Below are 23,673 nucleotides of genomic sequence, written 5' to 3'. Positions count from 1 at the left end.
GGAGGCGCCCTTGCCAACGACACTGCCAAACTGGCTGTTCTGGCCGCTGAGTTCGGCGCCTTCCGGGGTGGTGGGATGAAAGGGGCTGAAATCGGCACCATCGAAGCGGGTGTTGTTCAGCACCGCGCGGCTGAGATTGATTCCGCGCATCTTGGTCTGGCTGAAATTGCCGCCCGAAAGATCGGCGGCGGTCAGGTCGCTGCCGTTGAACTCGCCTTCCACGGCATCCACATCGCGCATATCCGTGCAGAACAGCTTGCATTGCTTGAGCACGATCCGGCGCAGATTGCGGCCGGTCAGCTTGGCCGAGCCCAGATCCACATTGGCCAGTTTTAGCTGGCGGCCGACACGCACCGATGTGCCGATGGAAAGGGTGAAGCGGGAATGGGATTCCAGCCTTTCGCCGAGATCGGCCGGGCAGGGCTGATAGCTTTGTTCACTGTTCATACGGGCATTATAAACGAAGCGGCGGGCCTGGGAAAATAACCTCCATCAACTTTCGTCAATATCTTTTTCCCAATACCAGAACCCAGAGCGACCGGCCATCCAGCTCGGCGCGGCCGATTCCGGCCTCCGTCGGCTCTGGCCGCAATAGATTGGCCCGGTGCGAGGGGCTTTGCAGCCAGGCTGCCAGGGTGCTGGCGGCGTCCTCGGTGCCAAGCGCGATATTCTCGGCCGCGAATCCATAGAAATAGCCGGCTTGGCGAAGGCGGTCGGGCAATTCGCTGCCGTTGCAGCCGCGATGGCTGAGCTGGCCGCAGCGGGTGAGGTCGGTGGCATGCGCGAGCGCCGCCGCCTCCAGCGCCGCATCGGCCAGCAGCAGGCCCAGTCCGGCCTGCCGGCGCTCGGCATTGATGGCCGCCAGCAGGGCAGGATCGGCCTGTGCACTGCCGGCGGCCAGCAGCAGGCCGATTACGAGCAGCCAGTGGTGGAGCCGCAGGAATCGCATTTCAGGCAGGTGCCGTTGCGCACCAGGGTAAAGTTGCCGCATTCAGGGCAGGCATCGCCCTCATAGCCTTTCATGCGCGCCTCGCGAATACGGCCAGATCGGACATCCGCGCCGCCATCGCCGCTGGCGAATACCGCCGCCATGGCGGTGACGGCGGGGCCATCGGTTCCGGTGGCTGCCAGCGAAGCCGTGGCGGCCTGGATTTCGCCGCCCATGCTTTGCTTCAGCACATACAGATTGGAGCGCACATAACCGGTGGACGCCACCTGGGCCACCACGGGCGCCGTGGTGTGGCTCTCCTTGCCGCCCAAGGCATCGGGCGCGAGATCGTCGGGCTGCACATGGGCCAGGTCGGTGCGGCCGAGATAGCTGACAGCCAATTCGCGGAACACGTAATCCAGGATCGAGGTGGCCATCTTGATGGCGTCGTTGCCTTCCACGATGCCCGAGGGCTCGAAGCGCGTGAAGGTGAAGGCATCGACGAATTCCTCCAGCGGCACGCCGTATTGCAGGCCGATGGAAATGGCGATGGCGAAATTGTTCATTAGGCTGCGGAAGGCGGCGCCTTCCTTATGCATGTCGATGAAGATTTCGCCGATCTTGCCATCGTCGTATTCGCCGGTGCGCAGATACACCTTGTGGCCGCCCACAACGGCTTTTTGCGTATAGCCCTTGCGGCGCAGCGGCAGGCGCTGGCGACCGCTGATCAGCTTTTCCACCACGCGCTCGGCCACGATGCGGGCGCGTTCGGTGGCTGGCGCTTCGATCACGGTTTCGGCAACCGCTTCGTCTTCTGCTGCATCCTCCTCGAACAATTGTGCCGACAGCGGCTGGCTCAGTTTGGAGCCGTCGCGATACAGCGCAATCGCCTTGCAGCCCAGCTTCCACGCCTCGATATAGGCTTCCTTGCATTCCGCCACGCTGGCGCTGTTCGGCATGTTGATGGTTTTGGAGATTGCGCCGGTGATGAAGGGCTGAGCTGCGGCCATCATGCGGATATGGCTCGGTGCCGAGAGATAGCGCGTGCCATCCTTGCCGCATGGATTGGCGCAATCGAACACCGCCAGATGTTGCGGCTTCAGATAGGGCGCGTGCTCCAACGACATCGTGCCGCAGCAATACAGATTGGCGGCGGCGATATCCTCGGCATCGAAACCCAACCAAGCCAGCAGATCGAAGTTGGCGGCGTTCAGCCGGGCTTCCGGCACGCCCAGCACATCGGTGCAGAAGGCATCGCCGAGCGTGAAGCGGTTGAACACGAATTTGATATCGAAGGCGCCGCGCAGACCGGCTTCCGCGCGCGCGATGGCATCCGGGGTGAAGCCCTTGGCAGTGAGCGTTTCGTGGTTCACGCCGGGAGCATCCCGCAGCGTGCCATGGCCCACCGCATGGTCGATGATGGCGCGGATTTCGCCTTCGCTGTAACCCAGCGTGCGCAAGGCCAGTGGCACGGTGCGGTTGATGATCTTAAAATAGCCGCCGCCGGCCAGTTTCTTGAATTTCACCAGCGCGAAATCCGGTTCGATGCCGGTGGTGTCGCAATCCATCACCAGGCCGATGGTGCCGGTGGGCGCGATCACGCTGACCTGGGCATTGCGATAACCATGCTGCTCGCCCAGGGCCAGCGCGCGGTTCCAGGCCTGTTCGGCGGCCAGCACCAGCGGTGTGTCGGTGCAATTGGCGCGGTCCAGCGCCACCGGCAGGATGTTCAACGCCTCATAGCCGGTGCGTTCGCCAAGGGCGGCGCGGCGATGGTTACGGATCACCCGCAGCATGGCGTCGCGGTTGCGCTCATAGCCCGGGAAGGCGCCGAGTTCGGAGGCGATTTCCGCCGAGGTGGCGTAAGACACGCCGGTCATCAGCGCGGTGATGGCGCCGCACAGCGCGCGGCCCGTATCGGAATCATACGAGAAGCCGCAGCTCATCAGCAGCGCGCCGAGATTGGCATAGCCCAGGCCCAGGGTGCGGAATTCGTAAGACAGGCGGGCGATTTCGCGGCTGGGGAATTGCGCCATCAGCACGCTGATTTCCAGCGTCAGTGTCCAGAGCCGGCAGGCATGCTCAAAGCCCTCGATATCGAAGCTGCCATCGTCGCGCCGGAAACACATCAGATTCAGCGAGGCGAGATTGCAGGCCGTGTCGTCGAGGAACATGTATTCCGAGCACGGATTGGAGGCGTTGATGCGGCCATCCTCGGGGCAGGTATGCCAATCGTTGATGGTGGTATCGAATTGCAGGCCCGGATCGGCCGAACCCCAGGCGGCTTCGCCGATGCGCTCCCACAATGCGCGGGCCTTCAGCACCTTGGTGGTCTTGCCATCGGTGCGGCGCGTCAGCGACCAATCGGCATCCTTCTCCACGGCGCGCAGGAAGGCATCCGACACGCGCACCGAGTTGTTGGAATTCTGGCCCGAGACCGAGAGGTAGGCTTCCGAATCCCAGTCGGTGTCGTAGGCGGGGAATTCGATTGCGGTATAGCCCTGGCGCGCGAACTGGATGGTGCGCTGGATCAGGTTTTCCGGCAGCATCGCTTCGCGCGCGCTGCGGATGGCGGCGCGCAAAGTGCTGTTGCGCTTGGCATCGAAGCGATCATCGGTCGAGCCATGCTGACACGCTTGCATGATGCGGCCGAGATGCTTCTGTGCCAGCTTGGAGCCGGCCACCAAAGCCGCAACCTTGCGCTCCTCGGCCACCTTCCAGTCGATGAAGGCCTCGATATCGGGATGGTCGATATCGCAGATCACCATCTTGGCGGCGCGGCGCGTGGTGCCGCCCGATTTGATGGCGCCGGCGGCACGGTCGCCGATCTTGAGGAAGCTCATCAGGCCCGACGATTTACCGCCGCCCGAAAGCGGCTCATTCTCGCCGCGCAGGCGGGAGAAGTTGGAGCCGGTGCCGGAGCCGTATTTGAACAGGCGCGCCTCACGCACCCATAAATCCATGATGCCGCCTTCATTCACCAGATCGTCGCTTACCGACTGGATGAAGCAGGCATGCGGCTGTGGATGCTCGTAGGCGGATTGCGACTGCACCAGCTTGCCGGTGCGGTAATCCACATAATGATGGCCCTGCGCGGGGCCGTCGATGCCATAGGCCCAATGCAGGCCGGTGTTGAACCATTGCGGCGAATTGGGGGCGGCCACCTGGGCGGCCAGCATGAAGCGCATCTCGTCGAAATAGGCGCGCGCATCGGCTTCCGAATCGAAATAGCCACCCTTCCAGCCCCAATAGGTCCAGGTGCCGGCCAGGCGGTCGAAAACCTGGCGTGCGCTGGTTTCGCCGGTCAGGCGCTGTTCGGGCGGCAATTCGGCCAGGGCGGCTTCGTCGGCCTGCTGGCGCCAGGCCCAGGCCGGAACATCGGATTCTTCCACCGGCTTCAGCCGGGCGGGCAGGCCGGCCCGGCGGAAATACTTCTGCGCCAGCACGTCGGCGGCCACCTGGCTCCAATGGGCGGGTACTTCCAGAGCCTCGGCGCGAAACACCACCGAGCCGTCAGGGTTGCGGATTTCGCTGCTGGTGGTGCGGAATTCCAGCCCTGCATAAGCAGATTTGCCGTCCTCTGTGTAATGCCGCTCGATCCGCATCGCCCGCTCCCATAAACGCTCATGAAATCAATATGTTGAGGGCGTCGGAAAACGCCTTGGAACGCGAAAAACCACCAGATTTTGCGTGAACCGTGCTCAACGGTGGCTAAATCTAGGGGGTGGGGGTGGAACGGGTCAACTCTACATTTGGGGGAGTGAGGCAAATAAATCGCCCCACAATGACTTGACGCAATTTTGCCGGATTTTGTGAGCATGCTAGAATACGCCATGCACAAGATCCGTCACTTTCCGATCCTGATTCGAGCCGCGTTGCTGGGTTGCCTGCTGGTATTTGCCGCCGGGCCGCTGCTTGCAGGGGGCACACAAGCTCAAGACCGGGCCCAAGACCGGGCCCAAGACCGGGCCACGCGCCAGGCCGCCGAGCGCCTGATGGATACCCTGGCGCTGGAAAAGCGCGTCGACTCGATCCTGCAGCTTTATATCCAATTGGCGCCGCAAAACACGGCGGCCGATGCCGAGCGGGCGCGGCTGCTGCGCGAAAAATCCCCCGGCGCCGGCAAGCGTTTCCGGGGCGCGGTGGCCAAGGCGGCTGCGCAAAGCTACTCGGCGCCGGAACTTACTGCGCTGGATGGCTATTTCGCTTCCGATGAAGGTCAGCGCACGCTCACCACGGCGCTGGGGCGGGCGCTGTTTGCGGTGGGGCGCGGCAATGCGGTGAAGAAGGGCGATCTATTGCGGCCGGAGGATTTCGCCAATCGCCCGGGGCTGGAGCGCGTGGCGGATAAATACCCCGGCTTCGAGGCGGCGGCGGTGGCTGAACTGAGCCGCGAATTCGCCTCGGAAATCGCCCTGTTGGTGCTGAAATAGGGTATGTTTGTAAGGCTTTACCGCGCGGGATGGCGATGCCATAGTCGCGCCGATTAATAGAGGCTGGCCCCATGAGCTTGATCGGCACGAAATTGTTCACTTGGTGGAAGGGCGAAGCTGTCGGCAGCGACGGCTTCGGCAACCGGTATTTCCGTGAAAAGAACGGCCGCCGGCGCTGGGTGATTTTCAATGGCAAGCCGGAAGCATCCAAGGTGCCGCCGGAATGGCATGCCTGGCTGCATCATACGGTGGATGATGCTCCGGTTGGCGGCGTGCACAAGCATCGCTGGGAGAAGGAGCATCTGCCTAATCTCACCGGCACGCCCTATGCCTATAAGCCGGCCGGCACTGGCGGCGGCCAGCGCCCGAAGGCCACTGGCGATTACGAAGCCTGGCGGCCTGAGTAAGTTCAAGACATTTGGAGAGGGGCTGGGATGAGCAGCAATCTGGTCGAAACGCTGATTGGAGCCGTTGTGCTCGCGGTGGCCGGCTTCTTCCTGGCTTTCGCTTACAGTTCGGCTGGTATGCGCGGCACCACGGCGGGTTATGAGCTGCATGCCCGCTTCAATCGCGCCGATGGCCTGGTGGTGGGCGGCGATGTTCGTATGTCTGGTATCAAGGTGGGCACCATCACCGGGCAGGCGCTGGATCCCAAGACCTACGATGCCGTGATCACTTTCAGCGTGGATGGCCGTTACCAACTGCCGGATGACTCGGCAGCCAAGATCGCGTCCGAAGGCCTGCTGGGCGGCAATTACCTGTCCATCGAGCCAGGCGGCAGCGATGTGAACCTGAAGGCCGGCGACAGCGTGAAATTCACCCAGGGCTCGGTGAACCTGATGGACCTGATCGGCCAGGCGATTTTCAGCGCCACATCCGGCCCCGCCAATGGGTCTGGTAACGGCGAAAAGGCCAAGGCGCAGTAACATGCGGCGTCTCTTGGCGGCGGCCTTTCTGCTGCTGGCTTCGAGTCCGGCCTTCGCCCAAAGCGGTGTGCCGGCACAGGCTCTGCCCAGCAATCCGCTGCCCATTGCCGTGCTGCAGGGGCTGGACAAGATCACCGCCCGCATCACCACTTTCGACGCAGCGCTGGACCAGACCGTAAACTTCGGCCGGCTGCAGATCACTGTGCGCGCCTGCCGCAAGCGACCGCCGGAATATCCGCCGGAAAATGCCGCCTATCTGGAGATCGTGGAGCAAGTGACCGGCAGCGCCCCTGTGCAGCGCTTCCAGGGCTGGATGTTCGCCTCCAGCCCGGCGCTCAATGCGCTGGAACACCCAGTCTATGATGTCTGGGTGATCGACTGCAAGGCGGCGCGATAAAGTATCGCATTGCATGATCGTATCCTTTGGAATACAGTCACCCCATGTTCAAATTGCACGAAACGCTTGAGTTCTCATTATGGCTCGAGCGATTGAGGGATCGAGAGGCGCGGTCGCGCATTCAAGTGCGTTTGCAACGGTTGCGGCTTGGCCTGTTTGGTGATTCCAAGCCGGTCGGAGAAGGGGTTGGCGAATTGCGCATCGATTACGGGCCAGGCTATCGCGTGTATTTCATACGCCAAGGCGCGGAATTGATCGTGTTGTTGTGCGGCGGTGACAAACGCAGACAGCAGCAGGATATAGCCCGTGCCATCGATCTGGCGCGTGGATTGAAGTGAGGGGCAGAGCAATGCCGAGCAAGAAGATCGCTATTCGCCCATATGATGCCAGCCGGTATCTGAAGACCGAGCGTGACCAGCAGGCCTATCTGGATGCGGCACTGGCCGATGGTGATCCGCGAGTGATTGCTGCCGTGTTGGGCGATATCGCCAAGGCCAAGGGCATGAGCAAGGTAGCGCGCGCGGCAGGACTGGGGCGTGAAAGTCTCTACAAAGCCCTGTCGCCGGACGGCAACCCGGAATTCGGCACGATCCTCAAAGTGATGCAGGCATTGGGCTATCAGCTTCACGCCACGGCAGCGGAGTGAATTAGTCCACGCCATCCAGGCGGCGGGAAAAGATCACGCGTTCTTCCTCGCCATAGCCGAGCGTTTCGTAGAAGGCGCGCACGGCGGCATTCTCGGGTCGCACCATCAGCATCAGCTTGGGCACGCCGCGCTGGCGGCACCAATCCTCGGCGGCGGCCATCAGCTTGCGGCCCAGGCCGGCTTTCTGCTGCGTGGGTGAGACTGCGAGATAGTAGATCCAGCCGCGATGGCCATCATGGCCCACCATGGCGCTGCCGATCACGGCACCGTTTTCTTCCGCGACCAGGATGCTGGCGGCAGGCGAGGCGATGCAGAAGCTGATATCCTGGTCCGGGTCGTTCCAGGGCCGGGTGAGGCCGCAGGCCTGCCAGAGTGCGATGAGTGCTGCGCGGTCGGATTCTTTGAACAGACGCATTGTGATCATGACTGCATGCTTCTGAGGATGTTGGAACACGAGGATGCCATGCCAAATGGCCGCAATAAATACCAATCACGATCTGACCAGGCAAGAATACGCAGGCTTTTCATGGAAGAATGGGATCTGCTCATGGTTGCCGATGAGCCGGCCGCCTTTGATGAGTATGACGCCTATATTAACGAGGTCTACGTCATGCTGATGGATCACGATGCATCGGCTGACGAAATAACGGCAAGGCTGATCGATATTGCCGTCAATAGCATGGGTTTTCCGCTTTCAGGTGAATTGCGCGAGGCGAGTCAGTCTGTTGCGGAAACTCTTGTCACCTGGAAGCCGGGCTTCCTGATGCATTGATCAATGCTCGGCCGCCGCGCGGATCGATTCCACGCGGATTTCCTCCGTCAGCCGGGCCTTGAGGGCGGCGAATTCCGGCGTGGTTTTCATCGTGTAATGGCGCGGATGCGGCAGGTCGATGGCAATGTCGCATTTCACCCGGCCAGGGCGGGCGGTCATCACCAGCACGCGGTTGGCCATGAAGATGGCTTCGTCGATATCATGGGTGACGAACAGCACGGTCTTGCGGTCGGCCTCCCAGATGCCGAGCAGCAATTCCTGCATCAGCGCGCGGGTCTGGTTGTCGAGCGCGCCGAAAGGTTCGTCCAGCAGCAGGATTTTCGGATCGTTGGCCAACGCGCGGGCCAGCGCGGTGCGCTGCTGCATGCCGCCGGAAAGCTGCTTGGGATAATGATTCTCGAAGCCCTTGAGGCCAACCTGGCCGATAAAGCGATTGACGATATCGGCCTGCTCGGCGACGGGTACGCGTTTTTCACGCAGGCCGAAGGCGATGTTCTCGCGCACGGTCAGCCAGGGAAACAGCGTGTAGGATTGAAAAACCATGCCGCGATCGGGGCCGGGTTGGCTCACTTCCTGGCCATCCAGCAGCACGCGGCCGGTGGTGGGGCGATCCAAGCCAGACACGATACGCAGCAGGGTGGATTTGCCGCAACCAGAAGGGCCGAGGATGGTGATGAAGTCGTTATCCTCAACCGTGAGATCGGTGGGTTCCAGCGCGCGCGTGGGCTGGCCGCCGCGCACACCCGGAAATACCCGGCTCACATTCTCCACCCGCAGCTTGCTCATTTCAGGAAATACCAGGGATAGAGGCGCTCATTGGCCTGCTTGAACAGGAAGTCGGATACCAGGCCGATCACGCCGATGGTGACGATGCCGAAGATCATCTGCCCGGTATCGAGCAGCCGCTGGCTGTCCATGATCATATGGCCGATACCGCTGGAGGCGCCGATCAGTTCGGCCACGATCACATAGGTCCAGGCCCAGCCCAGAACCAGACGCAGGCATTCCGCGATCTGCGGCGCCGCGCCCGGCAACAGCACGCGGCGCACGATGCCGCCGCGCTTGGCGCCCAGCGTATAGGCGGCTTCCACCAGGTCCACGCGGCTGCCGCCAACGATCACGGATACCATCAGCACCACCTGGAAGAACGAGCCGATGATGATGACGGAAAGCTTCTGCGCTTCGCCCACGCCGGCCCAGAGGATCAGCAGCGGAATGAAAGCGGAAGCCGGCAGATAGCGGGCAAAAGAGATGAAGGGCTCGAAAAACGCTTCCACGCTTTTGAAGGCACCCATCATGATGCCCAGCGGCACGGCGAATACGGCGGCAATCACGAAACCGCCCACCACGCGCCAGATGGTGACGCCCACATCCTTGATGAAGCCGTATTCCACAAACAGCGCGATGCCGGCCTGGGCCGTTTTCAACGGATCGGCCAGGAAGAGCGGTGGCACGAGGCCGCTGAAGGTGGCTCCGCCCCACAGGACGAAAAACACCACGAAAAAGAGAATCCCCAGGGCGATGCGTCGCCCTGGGGAAACCGGTTTGAGCGGTTCGAACATGCTTACTTGATGAAGCTGTCGTCCACCATCGGGCCCAGCGCCGGGATCGCACGGATCACGCCGGCTTCAAGCTGGATATCGGCGGCTTCCTTCATGAAAGCCTGCAATTCGCCCTTGAAATAGGCCTGGTTGGCGGCCTTGTCCTGCCAGGAGATGAACTTGGCGGAACCGGCGAATTGTTCGCCGGTCTGCTTCACCTTGCTGCCCATGATCTCGTTGGACTTGGCCGGATCGGTCTTGATCATGGCCAGGGCATCGAAGAAGCCATTCACCACGCCCTGCACCACCTTGGGGTTTTTCTTGATGTAGTCGGGCTGGAAGGCGACCATGTCCACCACCACCGGATAATCCAGCGTAGTGAGCAGGATCTTGCCGGCATTGGGCGCATTGCGCACCGAGGAGAGATAGGGTTCGTAGGTCAGCGCCGCGTCGTACTGGCCGGCGATGAAGGCCTGGGCGGCCGGCTGCGGGCCGAGGGTGGCGAAGTTCACATCCTTCGGGCCCATGCCGTTGCGCTTCATGAAGGCGATCAGCGTGAAATAGGGCGTGGTGCCGGCGCCATCCACGGCGATGGTCTTACCCTTCAGATCGGTGATCTTGTTGATGCTGCCACGCACGGCCAAACCGTCGCCGCCATTCGATTTGTCGAGCAGCAACACCTGGGTGAGCGGGATGCCGGCCGCGGAATAGGCGATGAAGGTATCCACCGTGGTGGCCACCGCCTGGGTGGCGCCGGCGGCTACGGTGAGGTGGCGTTCCTTCTGCGGGATGAACTTGATCTCCACATCCACGCCATGCTTCTTGAACAGGCCAGCTTCGGCGGCCAGCGACAGCGGGGCAAAGCCGGTCCAGCCGCTCATGCCGAGCACGATCTTGGGCATATCCTGGGCCATGGCGGCGCCAGACGACAACGCACCGGCAAACAGCATGCCTGCGGCGAAAACCGAGGCGAGATAACGCGATGTCATGAAGCAACCCCCTTATGCTTATGGCTTGCGGCATGGCCATCATGGCCCGCCCTCTGGGTGCCATGCTAACGCGGTCTTTCTCGGCCCGGCAAGTCTAATATTCATGTATATACAAGATAGCCGGAATACCGAAAAAGCCAGGCCTGAAAATCGGGCGGAGTGGCGCGCAAATGGGCGCGGAATTGGCTGCCTTGCAGGCAAAAAAAGGGCCGACGGTTAGGTCGGCCCAAGGATTACTGCGGGGGAAAACTTGAAGGGGATCCCGGGGTGAGCGGGAGTCTTCAAGGTCGTGTAGGGAGGGCTCGCGGCGGCGCGGGGGGTGGAACCGCGCGCGCCGCTTGCCCCCAGTCTGTCGGAAACCGGCAGACCCGAAACATGTGCCCGCGCATGCGGGCGAAAGCCGCTATGGCTTACTTGCTGCCCGGACGGCTGCCGGATGTGACGCGCGCCATTACCAGGGTGACGGCAAAAATCCCGAAGGCGGCCACAGCGCCAACCAAATAGAAAATCTCGTACTGCGACATCGTTTGCTTCCTGCCTCACTAGACTTGCTGCCTGAGCGTTGAGTCTGTTGGGCAACGCTCGATGCAGAAAGCTTATGCGCGCAGGATTTTTCGACTTTGATCTAGATCAAATTTCGGGTTTGCAGCGGAAGGCGGCGTCAGCGCTGCTCAATCGAGGCTGAAATCCTCGCAGAACTCGGCGTAATTGCAGGTGATTTCCTCACCCTCTGCGATGGCGCGCCGGGCATAGGTGTCCGGGCTAGTATTATCGGTATTGGGATCGGTGGAATGGTTGATGAAGCGGGTGTTATCGAGCGGCACCACCCAGCCGCCGGGAATCTGCGGCGTGATATAGCCATAGCGCTCGATGAAAGCGCGGGCGGTTTCCGGCAATAGCGCAAAATCCGCTTCCGACACGATGCGGTCGAAAACCGGATCGAAACGCCAGATCAGTTGTCCGGCCTTGACCGGCTCGGCGGCGAACAGGCCGACGCCCTGAATGGCGCTGGCGGCGGCATAGGTGCGGATAAGCAGCATAATTTTCTCTGAACGCTAGGAGGGCAGGATGGCCAGGATGGCTTGCGCGTCGGCATCGCGTGGCAGGCGGAAGAATTCGCCATCGAACTGCATGGCATCGTCCACCCGCTGCATGTAGTGATCGCGCGGAATTTCCACGGCGCCGAAGCGGGCCAGGTGGCTGGTGAGGAATTGTGTGTCGAGCAGACAGAAACCGCCGGCGATAAGCCGCGCCACCAGATAGGCCAGCGCCACCTTGGAGGCATCAGTAACCCGGCTGAACATGCTTTCGCCAAAGAAGGCGCCGCCCAGCCGCACACCGTAAAGTCCGCCCACCAGATTGCCGGCGGCATCGCGGCATTCCACGCTATGGGCATGGCCGGCGCGATGCAAAGCGGTGTAGGCATGCAGGATCGGCCGGTTGATCCAGGTTTCGCGCCGCGCCGCGCCATAGGGCTCGGCACAGGCCCGCATCACGGCGGCGAAATCGGTATCGATCGAAACGGTGAAGGTGCCGCGCCGGATCGTCTTGGCCAGCGAACGCGGCAAGTGGAAACGATCCAGCGGCAACACGCCGCGACGCTCCGGATGCACCCAGAAATAATTCGGATCCTCAGCGCTTTCCGCCATGGGGAAATAACCATTGGCATAGGCGCGCAACAGCAATTGCGGGGTGAGGGGTTCGGGCAGGCCGTGCATGGCGCGAGTCATGCCATGAGCGGCCCATTGCCGTCACGGAAAATTTTCGAATGGCGGCAATGGGTTTGGATTGTGCACGATCCTGGTCTGCAGATCAGTTCCAGGATTTATGTAGGGATTTATCCCTGACGGGCGATGAATTCCTCAAGCCAGTGAATGTCGTAGGCGCCATTCACGAAATCCGGATCGCGGATCAGCGACAGATGCAGCGGGATGGTGGTTTCCAGGCCGCCGATCACATATTCCTCCAGCGACCGGCGCAGCCGCATCAGGCATTCGTTGCGGTTGGAGCCGTGCACGATCAGCTTGCCGATCAGCGAGTCATAATGCGGCGGAATCTGGTAGCCTGTATAAAGCGCGCTATCCACTCGCACGCCGAGGCCGCCGGGCACATGGTAATCCGTCACCCGGCCGGGCGAGGGCACGAAGGTGCGCGGGTTTTCGGCGTTGATGCGGCATTCGATGGCGTGGCCGTTGAACTTGATGTCGTCCTGGGTGTAGCCCAGCGGCGCACCGGCGGCGATACGGATCTGTTCGCGCACCAGATCCAGGCCGGTGATCATTTCAGTGACGGGATGCTCCACCTGCAGGCGGGTATTCATCTCGATGAAATAGAACTGGCCGTTCTCGTAAAGAAACTCGATGGTGCCGGCGCCGCGATAGCCCAGCTTGGCAATCGCATCCGACGCGATCTTGCCGATCTTGGCGCGCTGGTCGTCGTTCAGCGCCGGCGAGCGGGCTTCTTCCAGCACCTTCTGGTGGCGGCGCTGCAGCGAGCAGTCGCGTTCGCCCAGATGCACGGCATTGCCATGGCTATCGCCGAAAATCTGCATCTCGATATGGCGCGGACGGGTGAGGTATTTCTCCACGTAAACGCCATCATTGCCGAAAGCAGCGCGCGCCTCGGCCTTGGCCTGCGCCAGGGCAGGGCCGAATTCTTCCGGGCTGCGCACCACTTTCATGCCGCGACCGCCGCCGCCGGCCGTGGCCTTGATCAGCACCGGATAGCCCATATCGTCGGCCAGCTTGCGGCCTTCGGCCTCGCTGTTGACGGCGCCTTCCGATCCCGGCACGCAGGGAATGCCAAGGCCGCGTGCGGCTTCCTTGGCGGTGATCTTGTCGCCCATCAGGCGGATATGATCGGGCGTCGGGCCGATGAAGGTTATGTCATGCGCCTCGACGATATCGGCGAATTGCGCATTCTCCGACAGGAAGCCGTAACCGGGATGGATGGCATCGGCGCCGGTGATTTCGGCGGCCGAGATGATGGCGGGGATGTTGAGATAGCTCTGCGAGGCCGAGGGCGGCCCGATGCAGACCGACTCATCGGCGATGCGCACATGCATGGCATCGGCATCGGCGGTGGAATGCACCGCCACGGTATGGATGCCCATTTCCTTGCAGGCGCGGTGAATGCGCAACGCGATCTCGCCGCGGTTGGCGATCAGCACCTTGTCGAACATGCGGGATGCCCGACCGGCTTATTCGATAACCAGCAGAACCTGGCCGAATTCGACCGGCTGCTGGTTCTCGATCAGGATGCGTGCCACCCGGCCGCCCTTGGGGGCGGTGATCGGGTTCATGGTCTTCATGGCTTCCACGATCATCAGGGTCTGGCCGGCAGAGACATTGCTGCCCACGCTGACGAAAGGCGCAGCGGTCGGGTCCGGCGCTAGATAGGCGGTGCCCACCATCGGCGACTTCACCGCGCCGGGATGGCTGGCGGCATCATCAGCGGCGGCAGCGACAGCCGGGGCGGCAACCGCACCAGCGGCAGCCATGGCAGGCAGGGCGACCGAGGCCTGCACGGCCTGCACGGTCTTGGCCACGCGGACCTTCAGGTTGCCTTCGCTCCATTCGATTTCGGTCAGGCCGGTATCGTTGAGCAGCGATGCCAGGTCGCGGATCATGTCCTGATCGATGCGGCTTTCGGCAGGCTTCTTGTCCTTGGCGGGGGTGGACGCCATCGTGGAAATCCTCTTCTTTGCTAAATCAGGCGATGATATCGGCCAGCGCTTCCAGCGCCAGCGCGTATCCCTTTGGGCCGAGACCGAAAATGCCGCCGCGGGCTGCAGGCGACACATAGGAATGGTGACGGAAGCTCTCGCGCTTGAAGATGTTGGACAGGTGCACCTCGATCACCGGCTTGTCGGCGGCATTGAGGGCATCCAGCAGGGCAACGGATGTGTGGGTATAGGCACCGGCATTGATCACGATGCCGGCTGCCTTCAGGCGGGCTTCGTGGATCCAGGTCACCAACTCGCCTTCATGGTTGCTCTGGCGGAAATCCACATCCATGCCAAGCCGGTCGGCGGTGAAGCGGCACAGGGTTTCCACATCGTCCAGGGTATCGCGGCCATAGATTTCCGGCTGGCGCTGGCCCAGCAGGTTCAGATTCGGACCGTTCAACACAAAGATCAGCGGTTTTGCCGCTTTCCGTTTACCGCCAGTTTGTCCGGCCGCCTGAGCCATGAAATGCCTGCCCACCAATTTCCGAAGCGTCTGCCCTACACCATTCCGCCCCGCCCCGGCAACAGCCTGGGCGGCCAGCAGCATATGGGGACGGGTCGGGCAGGTTGCGAGGGATGCATTATTCACGATTAATTCTTGTGAAAAAGCCGGTGGCGGCTGAAACGCCGGCCTGCTATATCGCCCCCATGCCCCACGATCCGCGCCTGCATATAGAAATCCTGCCGGTTACGCCTTTTCAGCAGAATTGCAGCCTGATCTGGGATCCCAATACCATGCGCGGCGCTCTGGTGGATGCCGGCGGCGAGCCCGACATGCTGCTGGCGGCGGCCAAGCGCAACGGCGTGACCCTGGAGAAGCTGCTGGTCACCCATGGCCATCTGGACCATGCTGGCGCGGTGGCCGATCTGGCCGAAAAGCTGGGCCTGCCGATTGAAGGGCCACAGCGCGAGGATGCCTTCTGGATCGACAATATCCCTGATTCGGCGCAGCGTTATGGCTTTCCGCCCAGCCGCAGCTTCACGCCTGACCGCTGGCTGGAACAGGGCGACACGGTGACCCTGGGGGATTTCACCCTGGATGTGCTGCACTGCCCGGGCCATACGCCGGGGCATGTGGTTTTCTACCATGCCCCCTCCAAGGTGGCGCTGGTGGGCGATGTGCTGTTTCGCGGTTCGATCGGCCGTACGGACTTCCCGCGCGGCAATCATGCCGACCTGATCAATGCCATCCGCAACCGGCTGTTTCCGCTGGGCGGCGATATTACTTTCGTGCCCGGCCATGGCCCGCTTTCCACCTTCGGGGAAGAAAAGCGCAGCAACCCTTTCGTGTCTGACCGCGCATTGGGCACAGCTTAAACGGGCTCTGCCCAAAAAGGCCGGATCATGGTAAATATTAACCATGGTCACCGCCGTTTCGGGCAGCTTGCTGCCTGCGCTTCTTCCGGGATCACCCGCGGCGACAAAACTGGCCCAGCAGAATGCTGTCCTGCCGACACCGTTGCAGTCGCCCGAGGAGCAGGCGAAGCAGCGGTCTTCGGCATTGCTGCGCTTCGACCGGCCCCAGGTGGCGCAAAGCACCTTCTCGGATTTGCAGGATTCGGCGCTCCGCAATTACGCATCGCCGGAGCAGACTGGCAATGCCGCTTCCGCAGCCGCCGGCAATGCCACTTCTGCAGCCGATAGCGCTTCACGTGCCGCGCAGGCTTATCAGGCTGTGCAACAGAGTCTGCGTCCCTTGCAGGAACTGGCCACGCCGCCACGTCCGGTGCCTAATCCAGCGGCCCTGGCGCCCGGTGCTGCCGACGAGCGCGCCGCCGATGAGCGCGATAGGGAGCAGACTAGGCGGGTTTCCGAGCGCGACAAGGACCGCGATACGGAGCGCAATGGGCGTGGCGATCCGGCGCGCGAGACGCAATCGGATCGCGGCAGCGGCAACGAGCGCACCGCCGGCCTTCCCGCGAGCGGCAATAGCGTGAGGAATACGGTTTCGTCCGCGCCCAGCGCGCCGGCCATCAGCCTAGGCGCCCAGGTGGATCTGGGCGCCTAGGTCGCACTGGTTGCGGTGTCCCGGTTAGGGCGCGATGTATTTCACCACTTTCTGCTCGATGGCGCCGAAGATGGAGGCGCCGTTGGCATCCTTCATCTCGATGCGCACGCGGTCGCCGAATTTCAGGAAGCCGGTTTTCGGCTTGCCCTCATTGATCGTCTCGATCATGCGGATTTCCGCCAAGCAGGAAAAACCGCGCGTGGCATCGAAATTCGACACCGTGCCCGAGCCGACGATGGCGCCGGCGCGCAGATTGCGGGTCTTGGCGGCATGGGCGACCAACTGCGCCAGGCTGAACTGCATGTCGTCGCCGGCATTGGGCGAGCCGAACCATTGGCCATTGATATGGCTGTGCAGCGGCAGCTTGATCTTGCAATCCTGCCAGGCATCGCCCAATTCGTCGGGCGTAACGGCGACCGGCGAAAAGGCGCTGGAGGGCTTGGCATGGAAGAAGCCGAAGCCCTTGGCGAGTTCCGCCGGGATCAGGTTGCGCAACGATACGTCGTTCACCAACATCAGCAGCTTGATGTGGCCAGCCGCCGCCTGGGCCGAAACGCCCATCGGCACATCGTCGGTGATGGCGGCCACTTCGCCTTCCAGGTCGATGCCATAGGCTTCGTCGGCCACCGGAATATCGGCGGTCGGCGGCAGGAAATCGTCCGAGCCGCCCTGATACATCAGCGGATCGTGCAGGAATTCCGGCGGCATCACAGCCCCGCGCGCCTTGCGCACCAGTTCCACATGATTGAGATAGGCCGAACCATCGCACCATTGATAGGCGCGCGGCAGCGGCGAGGCCAGCTTGTCGGGATCATACGCCAACGCGCCGCCGGCCTTGCCGGCATTCAGCGCATCATAGGCATCGCGCAGCTTGGGCGCTGCCACGGCCCAGCTATCCAAGGCCAATTGCAAGGTGGGGACCAGGCTATCCACCGGCAGCATATGCGTGAGGTCGCGGCTGACCAGGGCGAGGCGGCCATCGCGGCCATGACGCAGGGAGGCGAGTTTCATCGCGTTACTCCAGAATTTTATGGATGATTATTCGGCGGCTTGCTGACGGAAGCCCTGCGGGTTCCAGGTTGCCACATAACCGGTGAATTCCACCTGTTCGGCGGCGGGCAGCACATCCAGCGCATCGCGGGTATCCAGCATCACCGCCACCTCGTCGATCATCTTGAGGGTGGGGGCGTCGTTGGCGTTGCCTGCGGTGCCCATGGAGAACGCCTTGGGATGCGGACCATGCGGGAAGCCGCAGGGATGCAGCGAGATCATGCCGGGATGGATGTTGTCGCGGCTGAAGAACTTGCCATGGTGATAGAAGATCACCTCGTCGTAATCGTCGTTATTGTGGAAGAACGGAATCTTCAGCGCATCGGCATCCATCTCGGCCGGGCGCGGCACGAAAGTGCAGATCACGAAGCGGCTGGCCAGAAACGTGGTATGCGCCGAGGGCGGCAGATGATAGCGATGGCTCATCAGCGGCCGGATATCGCGCCAGTTCAGCTTCACCGGGGTGAGGTCGCCCTTCCAGCCCACGGCATCCAGCGGATTGAACGGGTAGGTGACCGTGGACAGCATATCGCGGCGCTTGATCACCACGCGCCAGGTCTGGCTGTTGCTTTGCTGGGCGCGGAAGGCATCGTTCAGCGTCGGCACCTGCAGCACGCCGGGATCGAAAATCGCATGCGGTCCCAGCAAACCCTTTTCCGGCAGACGGTAGCTGTCGTTGGTGGCCTCGATCAGCAGCATACGGGTGGGGCTGTCGGGCTCCAGACGCCACATCGTACCGCGCGGCAACATGATGTAATCGCCTTCCGCATAGCGCATATGGCCGAAATCGCAAAACAGCGCACCGCTGCCCACATGCACGAACAGCAATTCATCGCCATCGCCATTGCGCACCAGATGGTCCATTGCGCTGTCGATGGCGGCAAAGCGGTATTTCACATGGGCATTGCTCATCAGCGGCTTGGCAGCCCAGGGCGAATTCGTGGTATCGGCATATTTGGTGGTATCGAAAGCGCGTGGCTTCAGCGGGCCATCCCAGTCGATCCAGCCGGTGGGGGGATTGCTGTGATAGAAATGCGCCGCCGGGCCGAAAAAGCCTTCCTTGCCCATCTCGCGTTCGAACGTGCCTTTCGGCAGCGCGGTATGGGCCTGGCGCGAGGCTTCGCCTTCGCTATGCACCATCGGAATCCAAGTCTTTGCCATGGGGCGTTTCCTCCTGACTGGTCGATAAAAACTTACGCGTTGGCCTTCAATACGCCGCGCTTGATCTGGTCCAGCTCGATGGATTCGAACAGGGCTTTGAAATTGCCCTCGCCGAATCCGTCGTTGCCCTTGCGCTGGATGATTTCGAAAAAGATCGGGCCGATTACGGTGTCGGTAAAAATCTGCAACAGCAGGCCCTGGCCCTTGGTGGGGGCGCCGTCGATCAGGATTTTCAACTCGCGCAGGCGCTCTAGCTTCTCGCCATGATTGGGCACGCGGGCATCCACGCCGTCGTAATAGGTGCTGAGCGTATCCTGGAACGGCACGTCGCGGCCGCGCATGGCGCTTACGGTGTCGTAGATGTCGTCGGTGCCGAGCGCCACATGCTGGATGCCTTCGCCATGATAGGCATGCAGGTATTCCATGATCTGCGATTTATCGTCCGAGCTTTCGTTGATCGGGATGCGGATCTTGCCGCAGGGGCTGGTCATGGCCTTGGATTTCAGGCCGGTCAGCTTGCCTTCGATATCGAAATACTTGATCTCGCGGAAGCCGAACAGGCGTTCGTAGAAATCCGCCCATTCGCCCATGCGGCCGCGATGCACATTATGGGTGAGGTGGTCGATATAGGTGAGGCCCACGCCTGGCGGATTGCGTTCCGTCCCCTCGATGGGCACGAAATCCACATCGTAGATCGTACCCTTGGGGCCGAAGCGGTCCACCAGATAGATCAGGCTGTCGCCGATGCCCTTGATGGCGGGGATGTTCAATTCCATCGGGCCGGCCTTGTTTTCCACGCCCCAGGCGCCCAGCGAAACGGCGCGCTTATAGGCGAAGGCGGCATCCTTCACGCGGAAGGCGATGGCGCAGATGCAGGGGCCATGGATGCGTGCAAAGCTCTGAGCGAAACTTTCCGGCTCGGCGTTGACGATGAAATTCACATCGCCCTGGCGGAACAGCGTCACGTTTTTCGAGCGGTGTTTGGCGACGGCGACGAAGCCCATACGCTCGAACAGGGCTGCCAGCTTCTCGGGTTCGGGCGCGGCATATTCCACGAATTCGAACCCATCGGTATTCATCGGGTTGTCCCACAGATCGGCCATGGTGATACTCCTCCCGGAATGAAGATGCCAAGATTGCGGTTATTTGCCGGACATGATAGTTACATTTGAAACTAAATCAAGGCGATCCTGGCCGGAACCGGAGCACCATGCCTAAAACGCCGTTGTTGCTGGAAAATTTCCTGCCCTATCGGATTTCGGTGGCGGCCAACCGGATCAGCGGCGCGTTGTCGCGGCATTATGCCGAGCGGTTTGGAATCGGCATCCCGGAATGGCGGGTGATTGCCAATCTGGGTCGTTATCCGGGCCTTACCGCCAACGAAGTGGCCGAGCGTTCGGCGATGGACAAGGTGACGGTGAGCCGCGCGGTGGCCGCACTGGAGCAGAAAAAACTGATCGCACGTCGCCGCGATGCCGGCGACAAGCGCAAGAGCCTGCTCACCTTGTCGGCCAAGGGCGATGCGGTTTATGCCGAGATCGTGCCGCTGGCGCTGGGTTTCGAGCGCGAATTACTGGCCCGCCTCACGCCGCAGGAGCGCCAGGCGTTGGATAGCGCCATCGCCAAATTGATGGAATAGACCAAATTGATGGAATAGACCTGGGCCGCGGCGCCGTTGGTTACCGAACGAAACATCGCTACGTTTCGGCTACCGGCAACAAGGCGTTACTCTTGTGCGGCAGGTGTTACATTATGATCCGTGCGTCATGGCCGGCGATGGCGTAAAGCTGCGGGCATGAAACGGCCTTCGATATTTCTAGCCACGCCCTGCTATGGCGGGCTGGTGCATCAGCAATACATGCAATCGGTGATCGCGCTGATGAATTATGCGCGCGAACGCCCGTTCGATGTCAGTCTGGCGCTGCTGGGCAATGACAGCTTGATCACTCGCAGCCGCAATACCCTGGTTTCCGCTTTTCTGGATCGTCAGGATGCCACTCATCTGCTGTTTGTGGATGCGGATATTTCGTTCCAGCCGCAGCAGGTGGAACGGTTGCTGGGATTCGGCGAGGATGTGGTTGCCGGTATCTATCCGCTGAAGGTGTATGACTGGGCGCAAGGCGAACAGCGCCAGCGCGGCAACGATTGTCACGAGGGTACTGCCGAGGCGGCGCTGCGCTATTGCGGTATGCCGTTCGATGGCCAGCAGGGCGAATGGCGGGATGGCTTTGCGACCGGGCCCTATGCCGGCACCGGCTTCATGATGATCCGGCGCGGCGCGTTGGAACGCATGATTGCGGCCTATCCCGAATTGGCCTATGGCGCCATGCTGGTCTATCCCCGGCAGCGGGTGGGGCGGGCGCAATATGCATTATTCGATTGCATGATCGATCCAGAAACCGGGCATTACTTGAGCGAGGATTACGCTTTCTGCCGGCGCTGGCGCAAATTGGGCGGGCAGGTCTGGCTGGATACCGAAAGCAGGCTAACCCATACCGGGCCGCACGATTTTGTGGGCAATCCGGCTATCCGCTTTGCCGGTGGGTTGCCTGCGGAATAGTTACGGTGCCGGCTTGTCTGGGCCGGGAATCGCGGTTGGCGCTGCCTCAGGGCTGGTGGCATCCTGTTTGTGCTCGGCCAGGCTTTCGGCCACACGGCGGTCGAAATTCGCCTTGCTGCGCCGATGCACGATGAACAGGATGATGCCTACCACCACGAATACGGTCAGCATCACCAGGCCGAAATCCTTGGCGATATCGCCAAGCACGGCTTCGAAAGCCACGCCCAGCAGATAACCTGCCCAGGCGAAGGAGTTGGCCCACAGGCCGGCGGCGATGAAATTCAGCCCGGCGAAACGCGGCCAGCCGATCGGGCTCATGCCCATGGCCAGCGACGAGAAGTTTCGCACGCCGTAGATGAAGCGGAAGGAGAGAATGAAGCCGACATGATATTTATGCAGCATGTCGAGCGCCACATTCACGCCGCCCTGCAATTTCGGAAACCGCTTGAGCAGCTTGTGGCCCCAGCGCCGGCCGATCCAGAAATATAGTTGATCGCCCATGAAGCTGCCCAGCCAGGCCGCGCCGATCAGCCAGTACATATGCAGGTGGCCCTGGCTGGCGGCGGCGCCGGCGAAGATCACGAAGGTCTCGCCTTCCAGGAAGGCCCAGACGAAGGTGATGATATAGAACCAGTCTCGGTATTCGGCGATCAGTTGATTGATGTCGATATTCACGGGGCTGGCCTTGGCTGGTTGATGGCGGGGTTAGATCAATCCCGCAAGCGGAGAGGACGGATCGGCATAGCGCCGTTTCGGCATGCGACCGGCGCGGTAGGCGAGGCGACCGGCCTCGATGGCCAGCCGCATGGCGCGGGCCATGCGGACCGGATCTTTGGCTTCGGCGATGGCGGTGTTCATCAACACGCCATCGCAGCCGAGTTCCATGGCGATGGCGGCATCGGAGGCCGTGCCCACGCCGGCATCCACCAGCACGGGCACCTTGGCATTCTCCTTGATGATCCGGATATTCACTGGATTCTGGATGCCGAGGCCTGAGCCGATGGGGGCGGCCAGCGGCATGATGGCGCAGGCGCCCAGATCTTCCAGTTTCCTGGCTGCAATCGGGTCGTCGGCGCAATACACCATCACGTCGAAGCCTTCCTTCACCAGGATTTTGGTGGCGGCCAGCGTCTGCTCCATATCGGGATAGAGGGTTTTCTGGTCGCCCAGAACCTCCAGCTTCACCAGTTTCCAGCCACCGGCCTCGCGCGCCAGGCGCAGGGTGCGCAGGGCGTCTTCTGCGGTAAAGCAGCCGGCGGTGTTGGGCAGGTAGGTGTATTTCTTAGGGTCGACGTAATCCACCAGCATGGGCTGGTTGCGGTCGGTCACGTTCACCCGGCGCACCGCAACGGTGATTATCTCGGCGCCCGAGGCTTCGAGCGCCAGGCGGGTTTGCTCGAAATCCTTGTATTTGCCGGTGCCCACCAACAGGCGCGAGCGGAAGCGCTGGCCCGCCACTTCGAATGTATCATCGTCGAGCGGTGCCATCGGGGCATTGCCGCCACCGATGAAATGCACGATTTCGATGGCATCGCCGTCTTTCAGGGCGGTTTGCGGGTAGGCGGAGCGCGGAACGATCTCGCGGTTGAGTTCGATGGCGATCTTGCGGGCATCCAGGTCAAGCGTGCTCAGCAGCGCGCTGACGGTGTTTGCCGCCGCATCCAGCTCCCGGGTTTCGCCATTTATCGACAACCGCATTGCATCCGCCTAAAATACTGTATCCAAATACCGTGCCTGGCCGGCGGGCCCCAGCCTCGGGACCCTCTGACTGACAATGTAGTGGCAGCCGCTGGCAGGGGCAACCACCAGGGGCAATCACACCGGGGCAAGCCGGGCGGTTGCCGTAGGCTGTTGCCGCAGCCTAATGTTGATCTGTGTTACGGGAGGGTTACGATGAAACTGCATGGTTATTTTCGCTCTTCGGCTGCCTACCGGGTTCGCATTGCGTTGAACCTGAAGGGACTGGCCTATGAGCAGGCATTCGTTCACCTGCAGAAGAACATTCAGTTGAGTGCGGATTTCGCCAAGCTGAATCCGCAACAGCTGGTACCGGCGCTGGAGGATGGCGACACGCTGCTCACCCAGTCGCTGGCGATCATGGAATATCTGGAAGAGACCCGCCCCGAACCGGCCCTGTTGCCCAAGGATGCCGCCGGTCGCGCCAGGGTGCGCGCGCTGGCCATGGCGGTTGCCTGTGAAATCCATCCGCTCAACAACCTTCGCGTGCTGCGCTATCTCGTGCGCGAAATGGAACTGAGCGAGGAAAAGAAGAATCAATGGTATCGCCATTGGGTGGAAACCGGCCTGCAGGCTCTGGAGGCCATGCTGGTTTCCGATCCCCGCACCGGCAGCTTCTGCCATGGCGACAAACCCAGCATGGCCGATATCTGCCTGGTGCCGCAGATCGCCAATGCCAAGCGGTTCGGCTGCGATCTTTCGGCTTGCCCGACCGTGATGCGCATCAATGATCATTGCCTCACCGTGGCAGCCTTCGCCAATGCGGCTCCCGAGCGGCAGCCGGACGCCGAATGATCC

Annotated in this window: 29 protein-coding genes; 12 read left to right on the top strand and 17 right to left on the bottom strand. The window is 61.8% G+C overall.

Annotated elements, in window-relative coordinates:
* The 3 genes from KF827_RS12410 to KF827_RS12400 all read right to left on the bottom strand — a co-directional run.
* Positions 1-447: pentapeptide repeat-containing protein (locus KF827_RS12410; RefSeq protein WP_291005734.1), on the bottom strand; the 447-nt coding region annotated here is incomplete at its 3' end.
* A gap of 55 nt (positions 448-502) precedes the next feature.
* Entirely contained in the window at positions 503-949 is a 447-nt protein-coding gene (locus KF827_RS12405) for a CAP domain-containing protein (protein WP_291005730.1), read from the bottom strand.
* Entirely contained in the window at positions 913-4,533 is a 3,621-nt protein-coding gene (locus KF827_RS12400; protein WP_291005727.1) for a vitamin B12-dependent ribonucleotide reductase, read from the bottom strand. Before KF827_RS12400 ends, KF827_RS12405 begins: the two co-directional genes overlap by 37 nt.
* A 228-nt stretch (positions 4,534-4,761) precedes the next feature.
* Between KF827_RS12400 and KF827_RS12395 the strand changes: the two genes are divergently transcribed.
* The 6 genes from KF827_RS12395 to KF827_RS12370 all read left to right on the top strand — a co-directional run bounded on the left by KF827_RS12395 (position 4,762) and on the right by KF827_RS12370 (position 7,330).
* A complete protein-coding gene (locus KF827_RS12395) occupies positions 4,762-5,361 on the top strand; it encodes a hypothetical protein (protein WP_291005724.1) in 600 nt (199 codons plus the stop codon).
* A 71-nt stretch (positions 5,362-5,432) separates the two neighbouring features.
* Positions 5,433-5,768, top strand: coding sequence for an NADH:ubiquinone oxidoreductase subunit NDUFA12 (locus KF827_RS12390; protein ID WP_291005721.1), 336 nt, complete (start codon positions 5,433-5,435; stop codon positions 5,766-5,768).
* Positions 5,769-5,795: 27 nt separating this feature from the next.
* Positions 5,796-6,287 (top strand): outer membrane lipid asymmetry maintenance protein MlaD, encoded by a 492-nt coding sequence (gene mlaD, locus KF827_RS12385; RefSeq protein ID WP_291005717.1) that lies wholly within the window; start codon positions 5,796-5,798, stop codon positions 6,285-6,287.
* Position 6,288: 1 nt separating this feature from the next.
* A complete protein-coding gene (locus KF827_RS12380; RefSeq protein ID WP_291005715.1) occupies positions 6,289-6,684 on the top strand; it encodes a DUF2155 domain-containing protein in 396 nt (131 codons plus the stop codon).
* A 44-nt stretch (positions 6,685-6,728) separates the two neighbouring features.
* Positions 6,729-7,022, top strand: coding sequence for a type II toxin-antitoxin system RelE/ParE family toxin (locus tag KF827_RS12375; RefSeq protein WP_291005712.1), 294 nt, complete (start codon positions 6,729-6,731; stop codon positions 7,020-7,022).
* Positions 7,023-7,033: 11 nt separating this feature from the next.
* Positions 7,034-7,330 (top strand): addiction module antidote protein, encoded by a 297-nt coding sequence (locus KF827_RS12370; RefSeq protein WP_291005708.1) that lies wholly within the window; start codon positions 7,034-7,036, stop codon positions 7,328-7,330.
* Between the two features lies 1 nt (position 7,331).
* On the opposite strand, the gene KF827_RS12365 is transcribed toward KF827_RS12370, so the two are convergent.
* A complete protein-coding gene (locus KF827_RS12365) occupies positions 7,332-7,754 on the bottom strand; it encodes a GNAT family acetyltransferase (RefSeq protein WP_291005705.1) in 423 nt (140 codons plus the stop codon).
* Positions 7,755-7,856: 102 nt separating this feature from the next.
* Here KF827_RS12365 and KF827_RS12360 point away from each other — a divergent pair, with 102 nt between their 5' ends.
* Positions 7,857-8,102 carry a hypothetical protein gene (locus tag KF827_RS12360; RefSeq protein WP_291005702.1) on the top strand — a complete coding sequence of 82 codons (246 nt, stop codon included), beginning with the start codon at positions 7,857-7,859 and terminating at the stop codon, positions 8,100-8,102.
* Here the strand turns inward: KF827_RS12360 and KF827_RS12355 are convergent, their stop codons facing one another.
* The 8 genes from KF827_RS12355 to aroQ all read right to left on the bottom strand — a co-directional run bounded on the left by KF827_RS12355 (position 8,103) and on the right by aroQ (position 14,822).
* On the bottom strand, positions 8,103-8,888 hold the full coding sequence (locus KF827_RS12355; protein WP_291005700.1) for an ABC transporter ATP-binding protein: 786 nt from the start codon (positions 8,886-8,888) through the stop codon (positions 8,103-8,105).
* Positions 8,885-9,664 carry an ABC transporter permease gene (locus KF827_RS12350; RefSeq protein ID WP_291005697.1) on the bottom strand — a complete coding sequence of 260 codons (780 nt, stop codon included), beginning with the start codon at positions 9,662-9,664 and terminating at the stop codon, positions 8,885-8,887. The genes KF827_RS12355 and KF827_RS12350 overlap by 4 nt, the downstream gene beginning before the upstream one ends.
* A 2-nt stretch (positions 9,665-9,666) precedes the next feature.
* A complete protein-coding gene (locus tag KF827_RS12345) occupies positions 9,667-10,632 on the bottom strand; it encodes an ABC transporter substrate-binding protein (protein ID WP_291005694.1) in 966 nt (321 codons plus the stop codon).
* Positions 10,633-11,303: 671 nt separating this feature from the next.
* Positions 11,304-11,672, bottom strand: a complete 369-nt coding sequence (locus tag KF827_RS12340) for an SET domain-containing protein-lysine N-methyltransferase (RefSeq protein WP_291005691.1) — start codon at positions 11,670-11,672, stop codon at positions 11,304-11,306.
* A gap of 15 nt (positions 11,673-11,687) precedes the next feature.
* Complete coding sequence (gene aat, locus KF827_RS12335; RefSeq protein WP_291005688.1) at positions 11,688-12,362, bottom strand: leucyl/phenylalanyl-tRNA--protein transferase; 675 nt, start codon at positions 12,360-12,362, stop codon at positions 11,688-11,690.
* A 107-nt stretch (positions 12,363-12,469) separates the two neighbouring features.
* On the bottom strand, positions 12,470-13,813 hold the full coding sequence (gene accC / locus KF827_RS12330; protein WP_291005685.1) for an acetyl-CoA carboxylase biotin carboxylase subunit: 1,344 nt from the start codon (positions 13,811-13,813) through the stop codon (positions 12,470-12,472).
* Positions 13,814-13,831: 18 nt separating this feature from the next.
* Positions 13,832-14,317, bottom strand: coding sequence for an acetyl-CoA carboxylase biotin carboxyl carrier protein (gene accB / locus KF827_RS12325; RefSeq protein ID WP_291005682.1), 486 nt, complete (start codon positions 14,315-14,317; stop codon positions 13,832-13,834).
* Between the two features lie 25 nt (positions 14,318-14,342).
* Positions 14,343-14,822, bottom strand: coding sequence for a type II 3-dehydroquinate dehydratase (gene aroQ, locus KF827_RS12320; RefSeq protein WP_291005678.1), 480 nt, complete (start codon positions 14,820-14,822; stop codon positions 14,343-14,345).
* Positions 14,823-15,025: 203 nt separating this feature from the next.
* Here aroQ and KF827_RS12315 point away from each other — a divergent pair, with 203 nt between their 5' ends.
* Positions 15,026-15,676 (top strand): MBL fold metallo-hydrolase, encoded by a 651-nt coding sequence (locus KF827_RS12315; protein ID WP_291005741.1) that lies wholly within the window; start codon positions 15,026-15,028, stop codon positions 15,674-15,676.
* Between the two features lie 142 nt (positions 15,677-15,818).
* Complete coding sequence (locus tag KF827_RS12310; RefSeq protein WP_291005675.1) at positions 15,819-16,367, top strand: hypothetical protein; 549 nt, start codon at positions 15,819-15,821, stop codon at positions 16,365-16,367.
* 24 nt (positions 16,368-16,391) lie between these two features.
* Here the strand turns inward: KF827_RS12310 and KF827_RS12305 are convergent, their stop codons facing one another.
* From KF827_RS12305 to hppD, 3 genes are read right to left on the bottom strand one after another with little or no spacing between them, the layout of a single operon-like run.
* Positions 16,392-17,378: a fumarylacetoacetate hydrolase family protein gene (locus tag KF827_RS12305; RefSeq protein WP_291005673.1), complete on the bottom strand. Its 987-nt coding sequence runs from the start codon at positions 17,376-17,378 to the stop codon at positions 16,392-16,394.
* Positions 17,379-17,405: 27 nt separating this feature from the next.
* Positions 17,406-18,578: a homogentisate 1,2-dioxygenase gene (locus KF827_RS12300; RefSeq protein WP_291005670.1), complete on the bottom strand. Its 1,173-nt coding sequence runs from the start codon at positions 18,576-18,578 to the stop codon at positions 17,406-17,408.
* Positions 18,579-18,610: 32 nt separating this feature from the next.
* The gene (hppD, locus tag KF827_RS12295) at positions 18,611-19,681 is read right to left on the bottom strand and encodes a 4-hydroxyphenylpyruvate dioxygenase (protein ID WP_291005668.1); all 1,071 of its coding nucleotides are present in this window, start codon (positions 19,679-19,681) and stop codon (positions 18,611-18,613) included.
* A gap of 107 nt (positions 19,682-19,788) precedes the next feature.
* Here hppD and KF827_RS12290 point away from each other — a divergent pair, with 107 nt between their 5' ends.
* Positions 19,789-20,217: a MarR family transcriptional regulator gene (locus KF827_RS12290; RefSeq protein ID WP_291005665.1), complete on the top strand. Its 429-nt coding sequence runs from the start codon at positions 19,789-19,791 to the stop codon at positions 20,215-20,217.
* A 156-nt stretch (positions 20,218-20,373) separates the two neighbouring features.
* Complete coding sequence (locus KF827_RS12285) at positions 20,374-21,138, top strand: hypothetical protein (RefSeq protein WP_291005662.1); 765 nt, start codon at positions 20,374-20,376, stop codon at positions 21,136-21,138.
* Here the strand turns inward: KF827_RS12285 and KF827_RS12280 are convergent, their stop codons facing one another.
* Together KF827_RS12280 and thiS are read right to left on the bottom strand one after the other, a co-directional pair.
* The gene (locus tag KF827_RS12280) at positions 21,139-21,813 is read right to left on the bottom strand and encodes a DedA family protein (RefSeq protein WP_291005659.1); all 675 of its coding nucleotides are present in this window, start codon (positions 21,811-21,813) and stop codon (positions 21,139-21,141) included.
* 30 nt (positions 21,814-21,843) lie between these two features.
* Entirely contained in the window at positions 21,844-22,836 is a 993-nt protein-coding gene (gene thiS, locus KF827_RS12275) for a sulfur carrier protein ThiS (protein ID WP_291005656.1), read from the bottom strand.
* A gap of 195 nt (positions 22,837-23,031) precedes the next feature.
* Here thiS and maiA point away from each other — a divergent pair, with 195 nt between their 5' ends.
* Positions 23,032-23,670, top strand: coding sequence for a maleylacetoacetate isomerase (maiA, locus tag KF827_RS12270; RefSeq protein WP_291005653.1), 639 nt, complete (start codon positions 23,032-23,034; stop codon positions 23,668-23,670).
* Positions 23,671-23,673: the final 3 nt, after the last annotated feature.

It is taken from the genome of Ferrovibrio sp. (genome assembly GCF_019636075.1).
Lineage (GTDB): Bacteria > Pseudomonadota > Alphaproteobacteria > Ferrovibrionales > Ferrovibrionaceae > Ferrovibrio.
Note: the sequence above shows the minus strand (reverse complement) of the source record. Positions and strands in the feature narration are given on the sequence as shown.

What these genes read in the sequence shown, in the direction of transcription:
- KF827_RS12405 (WP_291005730.1), bottom strand. Translation starts at nt 949, where the DNA reads ATGCGATTCCTGCGGCTCCACCACTGGCTGCTCGTAATCGGCCTGCTG.
- KF827_RS12400 (WP_291005727.1), bottom strand. Translation starts at nt 4,533, where the DNA reads ATGCGGATCGAGCGGCATTACACAGAGGACGGCAAATCTGCTTATGCA.
- KF827_RS12395 (WP_291005724.1), top strand. Translation starts at nt 4,762, where the DNA reads ATGCACAAGATCCGTCACTTTCCGATCCTGATTCGAGCCGCGTTGCTG.
- KF827_RS12390 (WP_291005721.1), top strand. Translation starts at nt 5,433, where the DNA reads ATGAGCTTGATCGGCACGAAATTGTTCACTTGGTGGAAGGGCGAAGCT.
- mlaD (WP_291005717.1), top strand. Translation starts at nt 5,796, where the DNA reads ATGAGCAGCAATCTGGTCGAAACGCTGATTGGAGCCGTTGTGCTCGCG.
- KF827_RS12380 (WP_291005715.1), top strand. Translation starts at nt 6,289, where the DNA reads ATGCGGCGTCTCTTGGCGGCGGCCTTTCTGCTGCTGGCTTCGAGTCCG.
- KF827_RS12375 (WP_291005712.1), top strand. Translation starts at nt 6,729, where the DNA reads ATGTTCAAATTGCACGAAACGCTTGAGTTCTCATTATGGCTCGAGCGA.
- KF827_RS12370 (WP_291005708.1), top strand. Translation starts at nt 7,034, where the DNA reads ATGCCGAGCAAGAAGATCGCTATTCGCCCATATGATGCCAGCCGGTAT.
- KF827_RS12365 (WP_291005705.1), bottom strand. Translation starts at nt 7,754, where the DNA reads ATGATCACAATGCGTCTGTTCAAAGAATCCGACCGCGCAGCACTCATC.
- KF827_RS12360 (WP_291005702.1), top strand. Translation starts at nt 7,857, where the DNA reads ATGGAAGAATGGGATCTGCTCATGGTTGCCGATGAGCCGGCCGCCTTT.
- KF827_RS12355 (WP_291005700.1), bottom strand. Translation starts at nt 8,888, where the DNA reads ATGAGCAAGCTGCGGGTGGAGAATGTGAGCCGGGTATTTCCGGGTGTG.
- KF827_RS12350 (WP_291005697.1), bottom strand. Translation starts at nt 9,664, where the DNA reads ATGTTCGAACCGCTCAAACCGGTTTCCCCAGGGCGACGCATCGCCCTG.
- KF827_RS12345 (WP_291005694.1), bottom strand. Translation starts at nt 10,632, where the DNA reads ATGACATCGCGTTATCTCGCCTCGGTTTTCGCCGCAGGCATGCTGTTT.
- KF827_RS12340 (WP_291005691.1), bottom strand. Translation starts at nt 11,672, where the DNA reads ATGCTGCTTATCCGCACCTATGCCGCCGCCAGCGCCATTCAGGGCGTC.
- aat (WP_291005688.1), bottom strand. Translation starts at nt 12,362, where the DNA reads ATGACTCGCGCCATGCACGGCCTGCCCGAACCCCTCACCCCGCAATTG.
- accC (WP_291005685.1), bottom strand. Translation starts at nt 13,813, where the DNA reads ATGTTCGACAAGGTGCTGATCGCCAACCGCGGCGAGATCGCGTTGCGC.
- accB (WP_291005682.1), bottom strand. Translation starts at nt 14,317, where the DNA reads ATGGCGTCCACCCCCGCCAAGGACAAGAAGCCTGCCGAAAGCCGCATC.
- aroQ (WP_291005678.1), bottom strand. Translation starts at nt 14,822, where the DNA reads ATGGCTCAGGCGGCCGGACAAACTGGCGGTAAACGGAAAGCGGCAAAA.
- KF827_RS12305 (WP_291005673.1), bottom strand. Translation starts at nt 17,378, where the DNA reads ATGAAACTCGCCTCCCTGCGTCATGGCCGCGATGGCCGCCTCGCCCTG.
- KF827_RS12300 (WP_291005670.1), bottom strand. Translation starts at nt 18,578, where the DNA reads ATGGCAAAGACTTGGATTCCGATGGTGCATAGCGAAGGCGAAGCCTCG.
- hppD (WP_291005668.1), bottom strand. Translation starts at nt 19,681, where the DNA reads ATGGCCGATCTGTGGGACAACCCGATGAATACCGATGGGTTCGAATTC.
- KF827_RS12290 (WP_291005665.1), top strand. Translation starts at nt 19,789, where the DNA reads ATGCCTAAAACGCCGTTGTTGCTGGAAAATTTCCTGCCCTATCGGATT.
- KF827_RS12285 (WP_291005662.1), top strand. Translation starts at nt 20,374, where the DNA reads ATGAAACGGCCTTCGATATTTCTAGCCACGCCCTGCTATGGCGGGCTG.
- thiS (WP_291005656.1), bottom strand. Translation starts at nt 22,836, where the DNA reads ATGCGGTTGTCGATAAATGGCGAAACCCGGGAGCTGGATGCGGCGGCA.
- maiA (WP_291005653.1), top strand. Translation starts at nt 23,032, where the DNA reads ATGAAACTGCATGGTTATTTTCGCTCTTCGGCTGCCTACCGGGTTCGC.